A 20,818-nucleotide genomic window follows, 5' to 3' on the forward strand; every position below is an offset into this window, starting at 1 on the left:
GAGCATCTTTATATCGTCGGGAAAGTCGTTGGGGTTTATATCATTATCGGTTGGATTATCCAAATAAGAATAATGAAGAGTGGTTTTGTCATGTGAATTTGAAAAAAGATGAAGCAGAAGAAATGATTTTATTTAAGCGTCCAATTGAACCTTATATTGTGGAAGTTGATTTACAGCAAGAAGTTTATAATGTTGCTGTTAAATGAAAATAACCTAGTCATGAAATGCTTCAAAATTTCCAAGAACTCGTGTGATTAAAAAAAATAACGGTAAATTTGCAAGTGAGGGATTATTGGAAAGTAATAAGGAAGTTATTCATCGTTAGGCTTAACTAAAGCGTATTGCTATTTACATTTTCATAGATCAAAAATTCAAATAGGAATTCTATATATGGATACCCAAGAAAACACCCAAGTTGATAATTCTGAACTCACATCAATCACAGCAAAAAACCAAAAAAGTCGCATCAATTATATCACCATTATTGCTACGACTACTTTTGTTGTCACTGGGCTTTTAGCAATTGGGATTATCCCTCGCTTACAACGGCAATCAGAATTAAATGCTTTCGCTAAATCTACAAAAGCAAAAGTTCCCACAGTTAATGTAATTAAGCCCAAGTTGGCAGAAAAATTTACAGAATTAGTCTTACCTAGCACTATTCAAGCTAGTCAAGAAACTACAATTTATGCCCGTACCAGTGGCTATTTACAAAAGAGATTAGTGGATATTGGCGATCGCGTTAATGCAGGTCAGTTGCTCTCTGTGATTGATGCACCGGAAACTGATCAAGATGTTCAACAAGCTAATGCAGAAATCGCAAAATCTCAAGCTAATCTGGCTCAAGTTCAAGCAGATTTAGTCCAAAAGCAAAGTAATCTTTCGCAAACAAAAGCTAATGTCAAAGCTAGACAGGCTGAATTAGTTCAAGCCCGGAGTAACCTAGAATTAGCACGGCAAACTTGGCAGCGTTGGCAATCACTTCAACAGCAAGGAGCAGTAGCTAAACAAGCTGCTGATGAAAAACGGACAGCTTTTAATGCAGCCAAAGCTAATGTAGATGCAATAGCGGCTCGCGTTAAATCAGATGAAGATAATGTGAATACTGCCCTTGCAGCAATTAACTCTCAAAAAGCTAATATTAATGCGGTTACTGCTACTGGAAATGTTAGTCAGTCAAATTTACAGCGAATAAATGCTTTACAATCCTTTAAACGAATAATTGCTCCTTTTACAGGTGTAATTACTGCTCGCAACGTAGATATAGGAGCTTTAATTTCTGCGGGTAGTAATAACAATAGTGGAAATTCCTGGCTATTTAAGATTGCTCAGACAGATAATTTACGTATTCGCATTAACGTTCCCCAAGCTTTTGTGCAATCAATTCACACTGGAGAAACTGCACTTGTGAGTGTTCGTGAACTACCGAAAAAATCTTTTTCTGGTAAAGTGATTCGCACCGCTGATGTTTTAGATGCTACTTCTAATACCCTTGTAACTGAAATTGAAGTCCAGAATGCAGATAATGTACTGCGTCCAGGAATGTATGCTGAAGTAAAGTTTAAAACTGAACGTGCTAATCCACCTTTATTAGTCCCATCTAACACTTTAGTGATTAATGCAGATGGTGTACAAGTAGCTACTGTAACCAAAGAAAACAAAGTTAAATACAAAAAAGTAGAGCTTGGACGGGACTATGGTACTCAGGTGGAAGTAGTTTCTGGTTTAACTCCTAATGCTAAGTTAATTACTAATCCTACTGATTCTCTTCAAGATGGTAAACCAGTGAAAGCAATTGTATTGAAGAAAGGTAAAAAATCGAAAAATTAATTTGAGAGATGGACGTTGCTGATTAATAAGATGATTTTTCTCTCCTTATTACGATAGAAGGGGTTTAGCATTGAGCTTTACCCCTACGGAAGATATGGTTTTCACACGATACATATATATTTAATCTTGATTATCAATACGTAATTTCTATAAAAGACTTTTTTCATTCAGAGGGAACAGGGAACAGAAAAACTCATGTTTAAAAACATGAGATGGAAATAATGACACTGTTTTTTTCTTGCTACACATCTTTAAAAAACATCTTTTTTTTGACTGGGCTTTAAACTGGTGAAACTTTAGTTTTTAGTTTCTCATCTATTCCCTTTTTTTGTCACGGATATTTAATTTCTGGAGATGTCCATAGCTGTAGCTAGGATAATTAGGACATTATTAATCATTGAAACCTATAAATAACAAGGTTTTCACTCTTGGTTATTGCCTTCTGCTATATCATATATTTTTTTTTAGTAGCTACTTGTTTTTTCATTAGATTTATGTAATCATACTATTAATCTACGGTAAATCGGTAGATAAACAGTAGTTTAAGGTTTTGGGTACATTACTGCACGAATTAACCACTCATATTCTTTGACACGTGATACTGACAATTAAACTAAAGCTGTCAACGAAAAATTGATTGCAGATATCTTTTGGCGTTTGGTTTTCTTTCGCCTAGCAAAGTTATTGCATTTGAATTTCATAGGGTTAGTTTTATTGGCTGTAACACAACTGAAATAGATATCTGTTAGTGCAGTTTTGGTCAAAGATTTACGGCAAATAGTCACATAATTGTGGAGAAATAATTATGACAATTTCCCTAGAACGTCCCACAAAAAAAACTCGTTCAGCCCAAATTCGGGAGCAATTAGGTTATCCCATCATTGATACTGATGTGCATACCCAGGAATTTGAACCTGCTTTTCTGGATTATTTAGCAGAAGTGGGTGGTGCAGAAATTGCTGATAAATTCAAAGAGCATTTACCAGGTGCTGGTCGTTATCGTTGGTTTCAACAAACTCCAGAAGAACGCCACGCTTATCGGTCTGCACGTCCTCCTTTTTGGGGTCGTCCCACAAAGGACACTTTGAGTCTAGCTACAGTTAGTTTACCTAAGCTACTGCATGAACGTTTGCAAGAAGCGGGGACAGATTTTGCTGTCCTTTATCCTAATTTGGCAACCTTAGCACCGCAAATTAAGAACGACGAAATGCGGAGAGCAGTTTGCCGTGCTGCTAACACTTATCATGCAGATATCTTCCGTCCCTATGCTGACCGTTTAACTCCTATTGCGACTATTCCTCTAAATACACCAGAAGAAGGAATTGCAGAATTAGAATATGCGGTGAATGTTCTGGGACTCAAAGCAATTCAAATTCCTGGATATGTAACCCGGACTATTCCTGCTTTCGAGAAATACCCAGAAGAGGTGCAACGGGAAGCGACTTGGATTGATAATTTTGCCTTAGATAGTGCTTATGATTATGATCCCTTCTGGGCAAAATGTGTAGAGTTGAAAGTAGTACCTACTACCCACGCTTCGGGTATGGGTTGGACTTCCCGCCGTTCAATTTCTAATTATCAGTATAATCACATTGGACACTTTGCTTCTGCTGCGGAAGCATTTTGCAAAGCCCTGTTTTTTGGTGGTGTTACCCATCGTTTCCCGACCTTGAAATTTGCTTTCATGGAAGGTGGTTCAGCTTGGGGTGCTAGTCTATATACCGATTTGATTTGGCATTGGGAAACCCGTAATCCTGAAATTTTGCAAAATAATCATCCTGGTAATATTGACCGGGAAATATTGCAGGAATTATTTGCTATTTATGGTGGTCCAGAAATTAAGGACAGATTTGAAGAATTGGGTAGTGGTTTAGGATTCCACGGCAAATATTTTGCACCTGAAGATCCTGGTGATTTAAATGAATTTGCGGCTGCGGGAATTACTAAAGCTGAAGATGTGCGCGATCGCTTTTTGAATCATTTCTACTTTGGCACAGAATCAGACGACATCCGCGTTGCCTATGCTTACTATCAAAAAGCCAATCCCTATGGTGACAGAGTAAAAGCCTTCTTAGGTTCAGATTCCGGTCACTGGGATGTGCCTGATATCACTGCTGTTACTGCCAACGCATACAGCTTTGTAGAACGGGGTATTTTTAGCGAAGATGATTTACGTCATTTCCTATCTACTTACCCATTAGAGTTATACACCAGCCTCAATCGTGATTTCTTCAGGGGTACAGCGATTGAAAAAGATGCTGAAGCTTATCTAGCAAGTGTTGGTCGCTAGGAAGTAATACCGCTTAAATTTGCGGTTTATTGATGTCAAATTCAGAGGGAACAGGGAACGGGAAACTTTCTAACAGGAAAAACTCATGTTTAAAAACATGAGATTGAAATAATGACACTGTTTTTTTCGGGCTACGCATCTTAAAAAACACCTTTTTTTTGACTGAGATTTAAACTGGTGCAAATGAGTGTTTCTTATCTGTTCCCTGTTCCCTGTTCCCTGTTCCCTTCTTTTGTAAGTAGTCTGTAGGGTGCGTCAGACACGATAATTTTCGGCAAAAATTGGTTCTGACGCACTATCTAACTAGCAACCTCCATTAATAGTTTTATCACTGATATTAATAATTCATAATTCAATTTTTAATTATGAATTAACTTACTCATTTTCATTACCAATTTTATCTTCAACTACTCAAAAATATCTATGATCGCTACATCTAAAACTCAACCTCGTCATATATTGCGTCAAGTTAAATCATTACTAGCTCCAGGATTATTAACTTTAGCAACTTCATTAACATTAGTAGGTTGCACATCCACAAATGAAAAAGTAGTAACCCAATCCCTTACGAACCAAATATCAGTTACTAAAATATCCAAAGTATTGGATACCAAAATATCTAAAGTAGTAGATACAGAACTATCTAAAATATCAAATACTAAGATAGCTCAAGCACCAAAAAAACCTGGAATTAAAACTAATGTTATCCGTGTAGGATATCAACAAGCTGGAGATTTAGTCAGGATCACAAAAGTTTTAGAAAAACGTTTAGAACCATTGGGAGTGAAGATAGAATGGGCGCAATTTGCCCAAGGACCACAACTAATGGAAGCTATGAATGTTGGTAGAGTTGATATAGGTTCTGTGGGAGAAACTCCGCCTATTTTTGCTCAAGCTGCGGGCGCTCAAATTGTTTATCTTGTTGGTTCACGACAAACTAAAGAAAGTGGTAAAGGAAGTGCGATCGCAGTACCACCAAATTCTCCCATTAAAAGCGTCAAAGATATTAAAGGACAAACTGTAGTTTTCCAAAAAGCTTCCGCATCCCATTATTTCATCCTCAGAGCTTTAGAAGATGTAGGTTTGAAATATAGTGATATTAAAGTCCAAAGTTTACCTAATGTAGAAGCTGCTAGTGCATTTCTCCAAGGAAGAATTCCCGTTTGGGTAACAGGAGATCCCCATCTAGCGCGGGCTGAAAAAGAAGGTAAAGTCAGGATTTTGAGAAATGCCACAGGAATTAATTCTCCTGGTGGTTATTATGTTGGTATTAAACAATTTGCAATTGATAATCCTGCATTGCTAAAGATAGTTATTGAGGAAATTGATAAAATCCAAAAATGGGCGCAAGCACATCCGAAAGAAACCGCAGAACTAACTGCACAATATCAAAAATTACCTCCTGAGGTGATGGACGTAGTAATTAGACGACGCACTTACGGTTTAAGAGCTATTTCTCCAGCATTAATTAAGGATCAACAAAGAGTTGCAGATTATTTCTATAAAAATGGTGTACTTCCCAAACAGGTTAATGTTAAGGAAGCAACACTGACACCCCAACAATATGCAGCTATCACTCCAACAACAATCAGTCAGAAATAACATTTAGGAATGAGAATTAAATAAAGTGCAACTCTTGATGGATGTAATCTAATGTTGAGTTAGGTTGTCGTTAGCAAGAATTGTAAGTTAATAAATCCACGTTCCTTAGAGACTTCCAATTAAAGAAATATTCAAGAATCCTTGTAGTGCGGGCATCTTGCCCGCTAATAATACAAGAACGATGGATCATTTTTTTGTGGAGTTCTCTTAATGACATCAACATTTGCGAGGTTTTATGAGTTCTCAAAACATAGAAATCTGACATACAGCGGTTTCCGCTCTTATGAGGTGCATCTTAGCCCCCTCATCGCTTGCGATGAGGGGGTTTGGGGGTGGAGTTCTTGTATTTCACTCAACCAATAACCGCTATATCATATCTGATATATTTTTAATTAGAGATTGTAACTTATTGGAGTTTAGACTAAAGCCGAGCGATCGCGTATATAGCGGTATGCACTTGAACGAGATACAGAATCTACAGTAAAAGCCATATGGTAAGAGACTCTTAACTCCTGACTCCTGCTATAGTGATAGTTATCAAATCCTAAAAATATGGACTGCTCGGTTGCAATTTTATAATAATTTTGATGATCACCTATTTTATCAATAGTAAAGTGTTAAATTTTGTATGACAAAATTACAAGTTCCCATAATAGATATTAGTGCTTTAATCTCTGGAGATGAACAGCAGCAAATAGTTGCACTTCAAATTAATCAAGCTTGCCAAGAATATGGATTTTTCTATATCATTGGACATGGTGTAGATGAAGATTTACAACTACGTTTAGAACAACTTAGCCGAGAGTTTTTTACTCAAGATTTAGTCACAAAAATGGAAATTCAGATGGCTTTAGCTCGTAAAGCATGGCGGGGATATTTTCCCGTTGGGGGTGAACTGACATCAGGTAAACCTGATTTAAAAGAAGGTATTTATTTTGGTACTGAATTGGAAGCAAATCACCCATTAGTGAAAGCTAGTACACCAATGCACGGTGCAAATTTATTCCCATCAAATATTCCCCTCTTTCGTGAAACAGTGTTGGATTATATGGACGCTATGACGCAACTTGGACATCATCTTATGGCGGGAATTTCCCTCAGCTTGGGATTGGAAGCATCATACTTTGCTGAACGTTATACCGCAAATCCTTTGACATTATTTCGTATTTTCAATTATCCTCCTGATTTGGCTGTATCAAAGAGTGAATCAAGATGGGGTGTTGGTGAACATACAGATTATGGAATTTTGACAATTCTCAAGCAGGATAATTCAGGAGGGTTACAAGTTAAATCTAGATTAGGTTGGATTGATGTGCCTCCTCTTTCTGGTTCATTTATTTGTAATATTGGAGATATGCTGGAACTCATGACGGGAGGTTTATATAAGTCTACACCCCACAGAGTCAAGAATATTTCTGCTAGGAATCGCCTTTCCTTTCCATTCTTTTTTGATCCTAATTTTGATGTTGAGGTGAAACCAATTAAATCAGGTGCAGTGGTAAATAGTGATCATGAGGAACGCTGGGATAAAGCTAGTGTTCATGATTTTCGTGGTACTTATGGAGATTATGTTTTGAGTAAGGTGTCTAAGGTTTTTCCACAGTTGCGAAAGGTAGTGTTGTAGGAAAATTGGAAATAAGGAGGATGTATGACGCAGATCAAGATTTATGGAGTAAAGGATTATTTGAACCCGATTAAACAGCAGCTTTCAGATGCTATTCATACCTGTGTTATGGAGGCATTACAATATCCGGCAGATAAGCGATTTCATCGCTTTTTTCCATTAGATAAATCAGACTTTTACTACCCATCGGGACGTAGCGACCACTATACTATTATTGAGTTAAGTATGTTTGAAGGGCGGAGTGTGGAAGCTAAAAAACAGTTAATTCATCTGCTATTTGAACGATTACAACCACTGAGTATTTCTCCGCAAGATTTAGAGATTACGATTTTCGAGATACCCAAGCATAACTGGGGTTTTCGAGGGCTACCGGGGAATGAACATGAACTGAATTATAAAGTTGATGTTTAATAAAGTTACTAGTTAAACTTGACTTATGAACAAAACAATTGGATATGTGCTTCTATAGAAAAACCAATTTAAAATATCAAATCCTAAAAACATGAACAGCTTTAAAACTCTGTGTAAAACCCTAGCTATTAGTACAGGAATATTTTTGCTATCTGTGCCTACTACCTACGGGATACCAGCAAAACCATTATTAACTGCTAAAACAACTTACAATCAAACAGGTTCTTGGGACGCAACTTATTATTTTACAATCAAATTACCAAAATCTCTAGCTAATTGGCAATTACAAGAAGTTGTTTTTACACAAATAGAAGGTTTAGAAAATATTGAATTTAATCAAAAAGAGAGTTTTGCTTTTATAGAAACTAGTGGACAAAAAGAAAAGCTAGGTATTACCCTAGCTAAGAGTTCAAATCAACCGCAAACTATGATTGTTAATTTTGACCAACCAGTTCCTGCTAGTCAAACAATCACTCTTGCTTTAAAACCTTTTTATAATCCCACCAGCGAAGGTATTTATCAATATCGAGTTCACGTTATTTCCGCTGGTGAAAAGGCAAATAATTTAGTTGTGGGAACGGCTCGGTTGCAATTTTACAATGATTTTGATGATCACCTATTTTATCAATGGTAAATTGTGTAGGAATTGCTGATTTTTCATACAAACTCAGCAATATTCATCAATTAGTTAAAAATGCTAGACGACAATTATTCAGCAACATATTCAATTCTTCTGCAACTTTAAACAAATTTTTACTTAACATTACAGCTTCATAAGGATTTCTCCCTGTTCTCCTAACAGCAGAAATTGCATCTTGATTAGAAAATCCCCGCACACTAACTAACCAAGCCGCTAATATATGTCCGGTCCGGCCAATTCCACCAGCACAATGCACAACTACTTTTTCATTTTGTTTATCTGCTGTGATCAAAAAAGGCAATATTTTTTGTGTGAGTGTTTCTAAATCAGATAAATGAAAATCTTCAATTGGTGTCCAACAAACTTGTTGATTACCAAATTCTTGCCGATATGTATCTAAAAGATGATCATAATTAGCTAGCTGTTTTTCACTAAGTAAACAGCAAACTCGCTGGATGTCTTGAGATTTCATAAACTCAATCCAATGATATACCTGATGATCAGCATATCCAGGACGAGAAGCACCAAATACTATTGTTTCTTCTTCCCAAGCAGCAGCAAATTTGTACATCTTTAGTAGGGGTGAAGCATTCGGTCTATTAATTATCGGTTTTTGTCAAAGGTTATTTTCCTATTTTTTTAATTGCTCTTTCTGCATAAATAGAAACATCTCGATCAGGATCATCTAGTGCTTGTTGAAGAGCATTTAAAGCATCAGTATTTTCTAAATTACCAAGTGCTATAGCTGCCTCTTTTCTGACATCAGAATATTCGTCTGTTAATGCTTTAATCAAATCAGGGAATAAATTTTTATCTGGCGTTTTTTGTAATACTTGAAGAACAAACTTTCTCACTTGCCAATGTTCATCTTTTAGCGCAATTTTTAAAGCCGGAATCGCTTCTGAATTAGCGTGAATTGCTAGAGATTTAGCTGCATTGCGTCGTACTTGCCAATCAACATCAGATATGAGAGATTGAGTTAATAATTCTACAATTTCTTTATCTGCTAAATGTCCTAAAGTTAAAGCTGCTGCACGACGAACATTATCATCAGCATCATTCATCAATGATAAAGCTGGCGGACATATTTGTACTTGGTTTAAATAGCGCAGAGTTGTAATAGCAGTTTCTCGCAGTTCTGGGTATTGAGATTCAAAAAAGGATAACACCGCAGGTAGAGATTGGACATCATGTATCTTCCGCAATAAGATTAAAATGTTAACTTGGAGATTAATATTTTCTTGATGTAGTGCATCTAGTAATAGCAGTAAATCATCTGCATTTACTAATTCACCTAAAGCCGATAATGCTTCGGTGCGAACTTCTATATCTGGGGAAGCGAGGGTTTTTAATAAAGCAGGTACAGCAACAGGATTAGCTAATTCCCAAAGTGCAGATACGGCTATTTTTTGTACTGCGATGCTTTCGTCTTCGAGAGCGATAATTAAAGCGTCAACTGCTGCGTCTTCTCCTAGATGCTGTAGAGATTTTACCGCAACTAGGCGATCGCCCTCGTTAAGAGATCGCAACATTTCCAACCATTGATTTAACTCAGAATCTGTATCTGTAAACATTTCTGCACCTCTACCGCAATAAGAAAGGAATTTGTACTGTAATCGCGTTTGTTGGACATTCCTTCTCACAGGGTAGACAGAACCAACATTCATCATATTTCATATAGGCTTTTCCAGTTTCTGGATTCTTTGCTAACACATCCAAAGGACAAACTTCAATACAAGCAACACATTTTTCTAAACATTTAGATTCATCCACAATTACTGGGACATCTACTCTTTGATTAATTAAAGCCATAATTTTGTAACTCCCTAGTAAACATAAACATTAAACAAAAAATTCTAATCTATCTAAGAATAGGAAAGTCTTCAATGTAAACAGTCAAAATAGTTCGTTCTGAATGTCTTAGCAAAGTTTTAGGCGAATATAATTCGCTACTACACAAGCGAAGTCCACCTTCGTGGACTAATGAAAAATCAAAGTTTCTGAACCCACGAAGGTGGGTTTTGTCTGTGTAGCCGCGACTGGAAGTCGCCAGGCAGGGTAACAAATTAGACTTTTCAAACAACCTCTAAGAGAAGGGTTTTTTTTCTCAATTTCTAAATTTTCATACAAAAATCCCTTCCCTAGTCTACCATTATTTCTCAAATCTTCATCTTTTTTTCGTTTAGGTTCAAAACAATTATACTTTTGACAATATTGAAAGCCTGGATGGCGAATCCGTCCGTAGTTTTTAATGTATAAATAAACCCCTCTCCAAACCTCTCCCCGTATCGGGGAGAGGCTTTGAAATCCCCCTTCTCTTGTAGGGAAGGGGGAAGGCGGGTTAGGTTTTTGGAAATTACTGGTTTCATCTAATACTTTATGGCTAACGCCACGCTTCGCTATCAAACACCCTCTAAGTAGCTATAAGATCCCAGTTTTTTCTAATCAATCTGGGATCTTTTTATTCACGAATAATTTACCGATTGGCTACAGTTAATTCAATATTAGAAGATAGTTCTTCTTCCAAATTTTGCGGTTCTTTTCGGCGCAACATACTATAAACTACAGGTACAAAAATCAAAGTTGCTACCGTTGCTGCTAATAATCCACCAATTACAGCCCTTCCTAAAGGAGCATTTTGTTCACCACCTTCTCCTAAACCAAGAGACATTGGTAACATTCCCATAATCATGGCTCCAGCAGTCATTAATACTGGACGTAAACGAGTATAACCAGCCGCTAAAGCCGCAGGAACAGCTTTCTCTCCCAACAGACGTTGTTCATTAGCAAAAGTGACGAGCAAAATACTATTAGCAGTCGCTACCCCAATACTCATAATTGCTCCCATCAAAGATGGTACACTAAAAGTTGTGTTAGTCACAAATAGTATCCAAACGATTCCGGCTAAAGCATTAGGAAGTGCCATCATAATAATAAATGGATCAATCCAAGATTGAAAATTAACTACTATCAGGCAATAAACTAAGCCAATAGCAAATATCAATCCTAGTTCTAATCCCAGGAAAGATGTATTCATTGTTTCTACTTGTCCTTTGACTATAATTGATGATCCTTTCGCTAACTTTTTCTCAAATTCTCCAACTACTTTATAAATTTCGCTGGCTACACTACCTAAATCCCGTCCTTGAACATTGGCGTAAATATCAAATACAGGTTGGACGTTATAGTGATTAACAACAGCAGCAGCCTTACCACGTTTGACAACAGAAAGATTGCTTAAAAGTTGTGGCGAACTAGAACCATTAGCTATAGGTATACTCTCAATTTTTTCCAAAGAATTAAGTTTGTATTGAGGAACTTGGACTGCGATTAAATAACTAACTCCTTTGATGGGGTCAAGCCAAAAGTTAGGTGATGTTTGTCCACTAGAACTTAAGGATGTCAGTAGATTATTGGCAACATCTCTTTGAGTTAAGCCACTCCGTTGTGCTTGAGAACGATCTACATTAATCCGTATTTCTGGGGCATCTACAACTTGATGTAAATGTACATCAACTGCTCCAGGAATTTGGGCTATTTTGGCTTTAAGTTGTTTGGCAATTTTATAGTTATCTTTCCTATTCTTCGATGGTCCTATCACCTGAATATCAATAGGAGCAGGTAAACCGAAATTGAGAATTTGAGTTACTATATCTGCTGGTTGGAAAAAGAAAGTTAAATCAGGAAAGTCAGCAGGTAGTTTTTGGCGGAGTTGTTTAACATATTCCCAAGTAGAATGATGTTCACCTTCTTTAAGACCGACTAGAATTTCTCCATCACCTAGGCCTATGGTTGCTGTGTCACTAAAAGCTAAATTGACTCCACCAACAGGTAAACCAATGTTATCGAGAATAATTTCTAATTCTTGCTCAGGAATAATTTGGCGAATTTCATTTTCAACTTGAGTAAAAATTTGTTCTGTTTTTTCTAATCTAGTTCCCGCAGGAGCGCGGACGTGCAAGCGAAATTGACCTGCATCTACTTGAGGGAAAAAGTCTTGACCAACAAAAGGTAATAAAACTCCCGCACTTACCCAAAAAGCACCAAATATGGCAAAAACCACACCGCGATGATTTAAAGCTTTAGATAAAAGATGGCGATAGCTTTGCCGAAATTTCTCAAATTGGCGATTAAATAGTTCATGAAACCGCCAGAAAATATCTTTTTTGGGAGTTGGGATAGATACATGACCGTTGCCATTTTGATCTGAATTTTCATGTTGAGTATAAAGATGTAGTTCCTTACTAAGCAGAAACTTTGACATCATTGGTACTACTGTCCGTGAGAGCAAATAGGAGGCAAGCATCGCAAAAACAACTGCCATTCCTAAAGGCATAAATAGTGATTGTGCTACTCCTGTTAAAAAAACAATTGGGATGAAAACAATACAGATTGCTAAAGTGGCAACGAAAGCCGGAACAGCTATTTGTTGTGCGCCATCTAAAATAGCTTGTTCTAGTGGTTTTCCTTGTGCTAAATTCCGATGGATATTTTCAATTTCGACTGTGGCATCATCAACTAAAATCCCCACTGCTAAAGATAAACCACCCAGGGTCATAATATTAAGAGTTTGTCCTATTAATCGGAGGGTAATAATAGAACAAAGAATTGATAAAGGAATGGAAATTGCGACAATTAAAGTGCTGCGCCAACTGCCTAAAAATAATAAAATCATGGCAGCAGTTAAACAAGCAGCAATCAATCCTTCTGTTAATACTCCTTGAATGGAAGCTTGAACAAATATAGATTGATCAAATAATATTTCTAAATCTAATTCCTTGGGTAATGTGGCTTGGATTTTTGGTAGTCTTTCTTTAATACGAGCGACAACATCTAAAGTTGAAGCACTACCGTTTTTGAGGATAGTTAATAAGCTAGAACGTCTGCCATCTCGACGGACAATATTGTTTTGTACAGCAAAGCCATCATGAACTTGAGCAACATCACGAATATAAATCACAGTACCGTTGATCTGTTTAATTGGTAAATTATTTAAGGCTTCTAGAACTTGGGGACTGCTGTTAAGTCTAACACTGTATTCGCGATCGCCTAATTTGGCATTTCCTCCTGGTAAAATTAGGTTTTGGGCGCTAATAGCGGTTGTGACATCTGTAGCGGAAAGACCTTTAGCAAATAGTGCTTGGGGGTCAATATCTACCATGATTTGCCGGGGTTTACCACCATAAGGTAATGGTACAGATGCACCTTGAACAGTGGCTAATTGAGTGCGAAGAAAATTATTGCCGTTATCATAAAGTTCTTGTTCTGATAATGATTTACTACTAACACTCAGTTGAAGAATTGGTACATTAGATGCGTTGTAGCGAATAATCAAAGGAGGTGTAATTCCCGGTGGTAAAGCTCTCAGAATTGTTTGAGTATTAGAGGTAAGTTGAGCTACTGCTGCTTCAATTTTTGCTCCCGGTTGGAAGAAAACTTTAATAACACTCACACCATTAAGTGATTGTGATTCGATGTGTTCAATGTCATTAACAGTAGTTGTAAAAGAGCGTTCACTGGTTGTAACGATCCGCTGTTCCATTTCCTCTGGTGAAACACCACTATAAGACCAAATTACACTAACAACGGGAATATTAATTTCTGGAAAAATGTCCGTTGCCATGCGCGTAATACTAACTACTCCTAAGACAAGAATCAGTATAGAAGCAATTACGAAGGTCAGAGGACGACGAAGTGCAAGTTTAACTATCCACATTGGTTTTTAGTTTAATAAATTTATTTCTCACGCAGAGGCGAAGAGGCGCAAAGAGTAGATGAGAGTGTGTGATTAATAGTTAATTACTATCCATTTTCTTGGTATTTTAAGTTAATTAGTTTAGTTAAAAACGGTAAATTTTGGATAAATATTAGTGAGCTAATGATGCAAAGTAAACTACCCAAAATTAAGGTATTTGGAGTACCAAAATAATTAGCTAAAGTTCCTGCTAATAAGTTACCAAAAGGAGCCATTCCCATAAAGCACATGGCATAAAAACCCATTACTCTACCCCGCTTACTATTTTCTACAATCAATTGCAATACTGTGTTACTAGCAGCTATTTGTAAAGTGGAACTCCAACCAACTAAGACTAAAATTAACTGAGAAATCCAAAAAACATGAGATTGAGAAAATAATATCAGACCAATTCCCATCATGAATGGACCAAAAGCAATGAGTTTATCTAAACCTGTGACATGATGACGAAAACTGAGGTAAATACAGGCTAAGATTGAGCCAATTGCACCGGAAGCTGATAAAAAGCCTAAAGTATCTGCTCCTCCTTTTAATATTTCAACTGCGAAGATGGGTAAAAGTGTAATATAACCAGTTGTGACTAAGCTGGCGGTAGCTAAAAGTGAGAGAATGGAACGAATTGGTAAGTATTGATAAGCATATTGAAAACCTTCTTTTAATTTTTGCAAAGGATTACTATTTTGTGGTTCGATAGTTTGGGGTGTAATTCGCATTGCTAATATGGCGATAATTGCAGCAATGTAGCTCAGACTATCGTATAAAAAGCAATATTTAGCTCCAAATTGGGCAATGATAATTCCTCCTAAAGCGGGTCCAACGAGACGCGCACAATGAAGAAAACCAGCATTTAAGGCGATCGCATTACTCATCAATTCCCGGCTTACCATATCAGTCACAAAAGCATGACGGACAGGCACATCTAACCCTTTGAGCAGTCCTGAAAACATACTCAAAATTAGCAATGTCCAAAAATTTGCCCAATCTAAAAATGTGACAAGTGTAAGGATGAAAGAAATAGAAATCCCTAACCATTGAAATAACAGCAACAGACGATAACGGTTATAACGATCTGCAAGAATACCGGAAATTGGAGCTAATAAAAAAACTGGTAGTTGTCCTAAAAATCCGGAAATTCCTAACAATAAAGCTGAATCAGTTAAACGATAAATTAACCAAAGTGTAGCAACTTGGGTCATAAAGTTGCCAGTCATTGATAAGCCTTGTCCCGCAAAGTAAAGACGATAATTACGAGATTTAAAAGCGGGAAGATCAAACTGCCAAGGAAAACCAAGTTTCTGTATTAATTTCATGAACTAGATTTATTTATTTTTATTTAATTATGGTTTGTGGAAATAAGGGTATATGTATACTCAAAATGGCTTAATTATTTAATTTCCAATGTAGGGGTAAAGCAAAAGCTCATTGGTGTCAACTTAGGCTACAGACAGCTTATTTGTTTGGCTTCCAAACCCGCCCGGAACTTAAGTTCCGGTCTAATAGCTAAAGTAAACTGAAGTTTACTAAAGAATTTAACAATTTTTATGGTTATTTAGTCATCTTTTAGATGACTTTTGCTATTAGACTGGGAATTCATTCCCAGTCGGGCTATGGGTTTTACTAAACCCTACTATTTCTTAGTGAAACTATGTACTAACACCTGCCAATTCAGGAGCAGAAACAGTTTGACTAAATTGATTTACCGGACGGGGTAAACCAAGATTTTCGCGCAAGGTACTGGCTTCGTATTCAGTGCGGAAAAGTCCCCGACGTTGCAGTTCAGGAATTACCAAATCTACAAACTCATCTAATCCTCCTGGCAACCAAGGCGGCATAATATTAAAACCATCAGCAGCATCATTTACAAACCAGTCTTCTAGCTGGTCAGCAATTTGCGCTGGAGTACCCAATATTTGCCGATGTCCCCGCGCCCCTGCAATAGATAGATATAGTTGTCTGATGGTTAAATTCTCTCTATGGGCAAGGTCAGTAAGCAGTTTTTGACGACTTTTTCCACCGTTGGTTTCTGGTAGTTTGGGTAATGGCCCATCTAACGGGTAGCCAGAAAGGTCAAAGCCACCAATCATTCCCCCAAGTAAATTTAAACCAACCACGGGATCAATTAATTCTTGAATTTGATCAAATTTATCCTTGGCTTCCTGTTCGGTTTTACCGATAACGGGGAATATTCCTGGCATAATTTTAAGATGATCAGGAGATCGCCCATATTGAGCTAATCTCCCTTTCATATCAGCGTAAAACTCCTGGGCTTCTTGAAGAGTCTGCTGGGCGGTAAAAATTACTTCTGCCGTTTGTGCAGCCAGATTTCTACCATCTTCAGAAGCCCCAGCTTGAATAATTACCGGATAACCTTGGATTGGTCGAGCGACATTCAATGGCCCCCGCACTGAAAAATGTTCTCCTTTGTGGTGAGGAATATGCAATTTATCAGGGTCGAAGTAAATACCAGACTCTTTATCATGTAAAAAAGCATCATCCTCCCAACTATCCCAAAGCTTGGTGACAACATCTACAAATTCTTTAGCCCGCTCATAGCGCAGTGTATGTTCCATGTGCTTTTCCCGGTTGAAGTTCAGGGCTTCGGCTTCTGTGGCAGAAGTCACAAGATTCCAACCTGCACGGCCACCACTAAGATGGTCTAGGGATGCAAACTTGCGAGCTAGATGAAAAGGTTCATTATAGGTGCTGGAAACTGTGGCTGTTAACCCAATTTTTTCCGTCACTACAGACAAAGCTGACAGTAGAGTGAGCGGTTCAAAATGCACAAGTTTACCATTTCGGCTCAAAACTTCAGGATTTTGACCCCTATCTCTAACAGCTACACCGTCAGCGAGGAAAATCATGTCAAATTTTCCCCGTTCTGCTGTCTTTGCCAGTTGTTTGTAATGTTGAAAATTCAAACCATCAGCTTGAGCATTGGGGTATCGCCAAGCCGCTACGTGATGTCCGGTAACTGACAGAAATGCACCTAGTCTTAGTTGTTTTTTCTGACTCATTTGCTCTTTTTTTCTAACTATAAAGTGGATAAAATACGAAGTTATGTAGGTTAGGTTAAGCGACAGCACAACCCAACATTTTTGAGATTTTGTTGGGTTACTCTTTGCTTCGCAACGCTACCGCGAACGAGAAGCCGCTGAGTGTTCCGCACTGCTACGCGAACGCGCCTATGTACCTCTCAACCTACTATTTTCCTAGCTCCTTCAACTCTGTTTCCAAGCAACTAGGGCTGTAACTGGCAATTCTTCGGTAAACTCTCCAGATGGTTCTACAGCCAGCAAAGAAGCTCTTAAATCTGCCTCAAATTTTTCGCGATTTTCACCGAAGAAAGATGGTAAACCAAATGCAGTGGAATATATATATCCGAGATAAGAGTCAATCGTCCAAGTTTGTTGAGATTTCACTTTATAAGTTTCCAAACGGGAGAAAGATGACTGTTTTAGGACTTCTTCGTGGGGTAGATCCAAAGGTTTCCATTCACCTTCTCCACCTTGTCCAGTGCGTCTACGCTCTCCCAACCAACGTTTAACTACTGCAATCGCAGTTTTTTTCCAAGGATGATCGCTGTCCCAAGCGTTATCATTAGTTTGGAGAATGACAATAGCACCACCATCAACTACCAAAGAATCTAGTTTCGACAATACCAATTCCCGTTCCATCCAGTGAAAAGAACGTCCCATTGTCACTATTTGAAATTTACCTAATTCCTGAGAAATTGATTCGGCTCGGTCATGAATCCAGCGAATATTAGTTGCTCCCACTTCTGTGGCTTGGTCTTCGGCCTCTTTGAGCATTTCTGGATCAGGATCAAGTCCCACAACTTCCGCAAAGCGATCACTAAAAGGAATCCCCACTAATCCCGCACCGCAGCCAAGGTCTAACAGTCGTCCTGTACCATCAAGTTTAAAAATATCAGTTAGCAAGTCAAATAAGGCTTGGGGATATTTCGAGCGATAACGGGCATAGTACCAAGCAGCACCTTGAAATAAAGTCGGATCGTAGGTTGTTGTTACCATTAGACATCTCCAAAATTTAATATTGATTGATATTTGCCATAGCAAAACTAGCGCAGATATGACTGATAAAGGTTATCTGTGCATCGCCCTTGCGATTTATATTTGGGTACTAATTAGGACAAAATAGAAACTACGGTTTTTTGATTGGTTTAAGGGTGATTAATTTAGCAGTATTGCATGACCTCAAAAAAAATTCAAGCCCTTAGACGAAAAAATATATGTTGGACTAAATTTATGTTTGACTAATAGTTAGTATATCTAAATATATATTTACTCCACCTTTCTACCAATAGCCAAAATATGGGTGCTTATTCCTAATGTGGAAGGTTCAGTTTCCAGCCAACGAATGGCTTGTAGGAGTATTTCCCGACGATTTGGCTCACGCCAATGTTCATCAAAATTTTGTAGCAATCTGCCTGGCCCTTCAATACCTAACAGATGTTCACAAGATAAACCTGCTGCTTCTACTTCTTTTTTGAGTTCATCAGGATGATGAAAAAATGTTGTAGTAAAATAGGCTGAATTGTTAGTAGGATTACGATGCTGTCCATCAGCCAAATCTCTTTTCACAATTTCTACAAACTCCGGGTCATCAAGATATCCACGAAATAACCCATCTATGAGAGAAGAAAAACGAGAAATGGCAACGGCAAATACAACACCTCCGCTTTTTAAAATCCGGTTTGCTTCACGTAAGGCTGTCAGGCGATCGCTGCGTTCGATGAGATGATACAGTGGCCCAAGTAGAAGAACGGCATCAACACTGGCATCTGCCCGATTTAATTGGCGAGCATCTCCAATTGTAATACTTGCAATTGGATGAGCAGGTTGAGCCTGGGAAGCACTCTGCGCTTGCTCAATATGCAGGGGAACTGGATCTATAAGATGAACTTCATAGCCTTGCTGGGCAAGCCAAGCAGCATAGATACCAGAACCTCCACCAACATCGAAAATTACGGCGGGTGGAGGAGGCAAATAGCGGCTAAAAATTTCTTGGGTGCGGGCTAATTCAATGGGATTTGTCCGCTTGAATAAGCGTTCAGCTTCTAAACCTCGCTCATAATGAGCTAACACCTCATCTGGAAGCAGATTTTGTAACTGAGATAAGTCTGACATGATCTTTCTCCCCAAAATACAATCTAAGCTAATTTAAGCGATGTCTTTTGACTACAATCTTGGTGTATGTATCGCACAACACTATTGGTTTTATAGGAATCAATGATCTGATTCCACAGTTGCGTTATTAACAGCGATGGCGCAAAGCACCCGCCGGAAGTGATCGCATAATCGGCAATTTTAAACATTTCAATATCGTTGTAATAATCCCCAAACACAATCTGAAATATAGGACTCCTATTTGATTTTTGAACAGAACTCCGTATACCTGGATTCATTCTTATCTGTTCCCTGTTCCCTATTCCCTACCTCTACGAGTAAATTCATAAACCATTGTGTCACTCATAAATGATTTTGCGTAAACTGGGTTGCAGAATATAACCACAACCCAGGTGACAATTTTCTAGCTTAGGAAAGCACTGGTTCTGCTACCAATTTTTCGGATCTCTCTTTCAAGACAGTTGGTAGTTCGCTGTTAAACACCTCACCTTCAACGACTTGGGAGCGGAAACCATCTACCCCAACGGGAATATCCCCGGTGATGGTGGTGCGATACAATACACGCTCTACTTCTACATGATCCAAGTCCTGGGGAGCTAAATGTGAGGTTGCACGGTTGTCCCAGAATGCTATGTCACCGTTATTCCAACGGAAGCGGGTGGTGTAAGCAGGTTTGGTAATTTGATTAAAGAACAATTCCAGCAATAGGTCGCTTTCTTGTCGAGACACATCAAGAATATGAGAAGTAAAGCCGGGGTTCACGTACAATGCGCGTTCTCCTGTTTCTGGATGAACTCTCACTACTGGGTGAATGGAAACTATGGGATTGGCAGCAATGCGTTGGGCAAGTTTGCTGTCGCTAGGTATGTTCAACCGGGCATTAAACCGATGTTCGGCTTTTAATGTGTCTGCTAAGGCACGTAGAGGGGCTGATAAACCTTCGTAGGCTGCAACCAAATTAGTCCACTGGGTATCACCACCAAAACTGGGAACGTTAACCGCTCGCAAAATTGAAGCCGCAGGTGGATTAATAGCTGCGGTTACATCGGTGTGCCAGCGACTTTCGTAGCTAGAACGACGCAAACCATTACGACGCTCATAGCGGCTGCGGTCAATGGGGAGGATTTGGGAGAAACCTTCGATTGGCTCATCTTCGTGGGGGTGTGCATAGGTTACTTCACCGAAGCGACTGGTGAACGCAATCTGGGATGCATGGTCAATGTTCTGACCTCGGAAGAATATTACTTTCCACTTCAATAATGCTTCACGAATTTCTTTAACTGCATCATCGTGTAGGGTTTGGGAAAGGTCTACACCGCTGATTTCTGCACCAATAAAACCAGCTACTTGTTTGACTTCAATATATTTGTTGCTCATTATGAATTCTCTACTTAATCCATGAGGACTGTTTTACTTTTTTGGTATGTGTCCATGAAGACATACCGGGGGAAGCGATTGTAACTAATGTTATTCTACACTAAATCTACTGTAAATCTATCAATTTACCGTACTATAAAAT

General features: G+C 38.3%; 16 protein-coding genes and 1 pseudogene. 7 read left to right on the top strand and 10 right to left on the bottom strand.

The annotated features are described in order from the left end of the window. From IQ228_RS04790 to IQ228_RS04820, 7 genes and pseudogenes are all read left to right on the top strand, one after another. Positions 1-206 (top strand): annotated as a pseudogene (locus IQ228_RS04790) (fumarate reductase/succinate dehydrogenase flavoprotein subunit); the annotation flags it as partial. A gap of 184 nt (positions 207-390) precedes the next feature. Further along, positions 391-1,830 (top strand): efflux RND transporter periplasmic adaptor subunit, encoded by a 1,440-nt coding sequence (locus IQ228_RS04795; protein WP_193962293.1) that lies wholly within the window; start codon positions 391-393, stop codon positions 1,828-1,830. 805 nt (positions 1,831-2,635) lie between these two features. Continuing rightward, positions 2,636-4,120, top strand: coding sequence for an amidohydrolase family protein (locus IQ228_RS04800; protein ID WP_193962294.1), 1,485 nt, complete (start codon positions 2,636-2,638; stop codon positions 4,118-4,120). Positions 4,121-4,543: 423 nt separating this feature from the next. Next, positions 4,544-5,722 carry an aliphatic sulfonate ABC transporter substrate-binding protein gene (locus IQ228_RS04805; RefSeq protein WP_193962295.1) on the top strand — a complete coding sequence of 393 codons (1,179 nt, stop codon included), beginning with the start codon at positions 4,544-4,546 and terminating at the stop codon, positions 5,720-5,722. Positions 5,723-6,350: 628 nt separating this feature from the next. Then, positions 6,351-7,346, top strand: coding sequence for an isopenicillin N synthase family oxygenase (locus IQ228_RS04810; protein ID WP_193962296.1), 996 nt, complete (start codon positions 6,351-6,353; stop codon positions 7,344-7,346). 24 nt (positions 7,347-7,370) lie between these two features. Further along, positions 7,371-7,757, top strand: a complete 387-nt coding sequence (locus tag IQ228_RS04815; RefSeq protein WP_193962297.1) for a tautomerase family protein — start codon at positions 7,371-7,373, stop codon at positions 7,755-7,757. A gap of 91 nt (positions 7,758-7,848) precedes the next feature. Beyond that, positions 7,849-8,391 (top strand): DUF2808 domain-containing protein, encoded by a 543-nt coding sequence (locus IQ228_RS04820; RefSeq protein ID WP_193962298.1) that lies wholly within the window; start codon positions 7,849-7,851, stop codon positions 8,389-8,391. A gap of 46 nt (positions 8,392-8,437) precedes the next feature. Here the strand turns inward: IQ228_RS04820 and IQ228_RS04825 are convergent, their stop codons facing one another. The 10 genes from IQ228_RS04825 to IQ228_RS04870 form a co-directional block, all read right to left on the bottom strand. Next, positions 8,438-8,968 carry a dual specificity protein phosphatase family protein gene (locus IQ228_RS04825; RefSeq protein ID WP_193962299.1) on the bottom strand — a complete coding sequence of 177 codons (531 nt, stop codon included), beginning with the start codon at positions 8,966-8,968 and terminating at the stop codon, positions 8,438-8,440. Between the two features lie 52 nt (positions 8,969-9,020). Further along, on the bottom strand, positions 9,021-9,971 hold the full coding sequence (locus tag IQ228_RS04830; RefSeq protein WP_193962300.1) for a HEAT repeat domain-containing protein: 951 nt from the start codon (positions 9,969-9,971) through the stop codon (positions 9,021-9,023). A 10-nt stretch (positions 9,972-9,981) separates the two neighbouring features. Further along, positions 9,982-10,209: a ferredoxin family protein gene (locus IQ228_RS04835; RefSeq protein WP_027401230.1), complete on the bottom strand. Its 228-nt coding sequence runs from the start codon at positions 10,207-10,209 to the stop codon at positions 9,982-9,984. A gap of 664 nt (positions 10,210-10,873) precedes the next feature. Beyond that, a complete protein-coding gene (locus IQ228_RS04840) occupies positions 10,874-14,113 on the bottom strand; it encodes an efflux RND transporter permease subunit (protein WP_193962301.1) in 3,240 nt (1,079 codons plus the stop codon). Positions 14,114-14,199: 86 nt separating this feature from the next. After that, the gene (locus IQ228_RS04845; RefSeq protein WP_193962302.1) at positions 14,200-15,462 is read right to left on the bottom strand and encodes an MFS transporter; all 1,263 of its coding nucleotides are present in this window, start codon (positions 15,460-15,462) and stop codon (positions 14,200-14,202) included. Positions 15,463-15,795: 333 nt separating this feature from the next. After that, complete coding sequence (locus tag IQ228_RS04850) at positions 15,796-17,166, bottom strand: LLM class flavin-dependent oxidoreductase (RefSeq protein WP_193962303.1); 1,371 nt, start codon at positions 17,164-17,166, stop codon at positions 15,796-15,798. Between the two features lie 204 nt (positions 17,167-17,370). Next, a complete protein-coding gene (locus IQ228_RS04855; RefSeq protein WP_193962304.1) occupies positions 17,371-18,183 on the bottom strand; it encodes a bifunctional 2-polyprenyl-6-hydroxyphenol methylase/3-demethylubiquinol 3-O-methyltransferase UbiG in 813 nt (270 codons plus the stop codon). 270 nt (positions 18,184-18,453) lie between these two features. Then, positions 18,454-19,299, bottom strand: coding sequence for a class I SAM-dependent methyltransferase (locus IQ228_RS04860; RefSeq protein ID WP_193962305.1), 846 nt, complete (start codon positions 19,297-19,299; stop codon positions 18,454-18,456). A gap of 23 nt (positions 19,300-19,322) precedes the next feature. Next, positions 19,323-19,577, bottom strand: coding sequence for an HAD hydrolase family protein (locus IQ228_RS27345; RefSeq protein ID WP_193962306.1), 255 nt, complete (start codon positions 19,575-19,577; stop codon positions 19,323-19,325). Positions 19,578-19,707: 130 nt separating this feature from the next. Then, positions 19,708-20,676 carry a TauD/TfdA family dioxygenase gene (locus IQ228_RS04870; protein ID WP_193962307.1) on the bottom strand — a complete coding sequence of 323 codons (969 nt, stop codon included), beginning with the start codon at positions 20,674-20,676 and terminating at the stop codon, positions 19,708-19,710. Between the last annotated feature and the right edge of the window lie 142 nt (positions 20,677-20,818).

The organism is Dolichospermum sp. LEGE 00246, assembly GCF_015207865.1.
GTDB classification, from domain to species: Bacteria; Cyanobacteriota; Cyanobacteriia; order Cyanobacteriales; family Nostocaceae; genus Dolichospermum; species Dolichospermum heterosporum.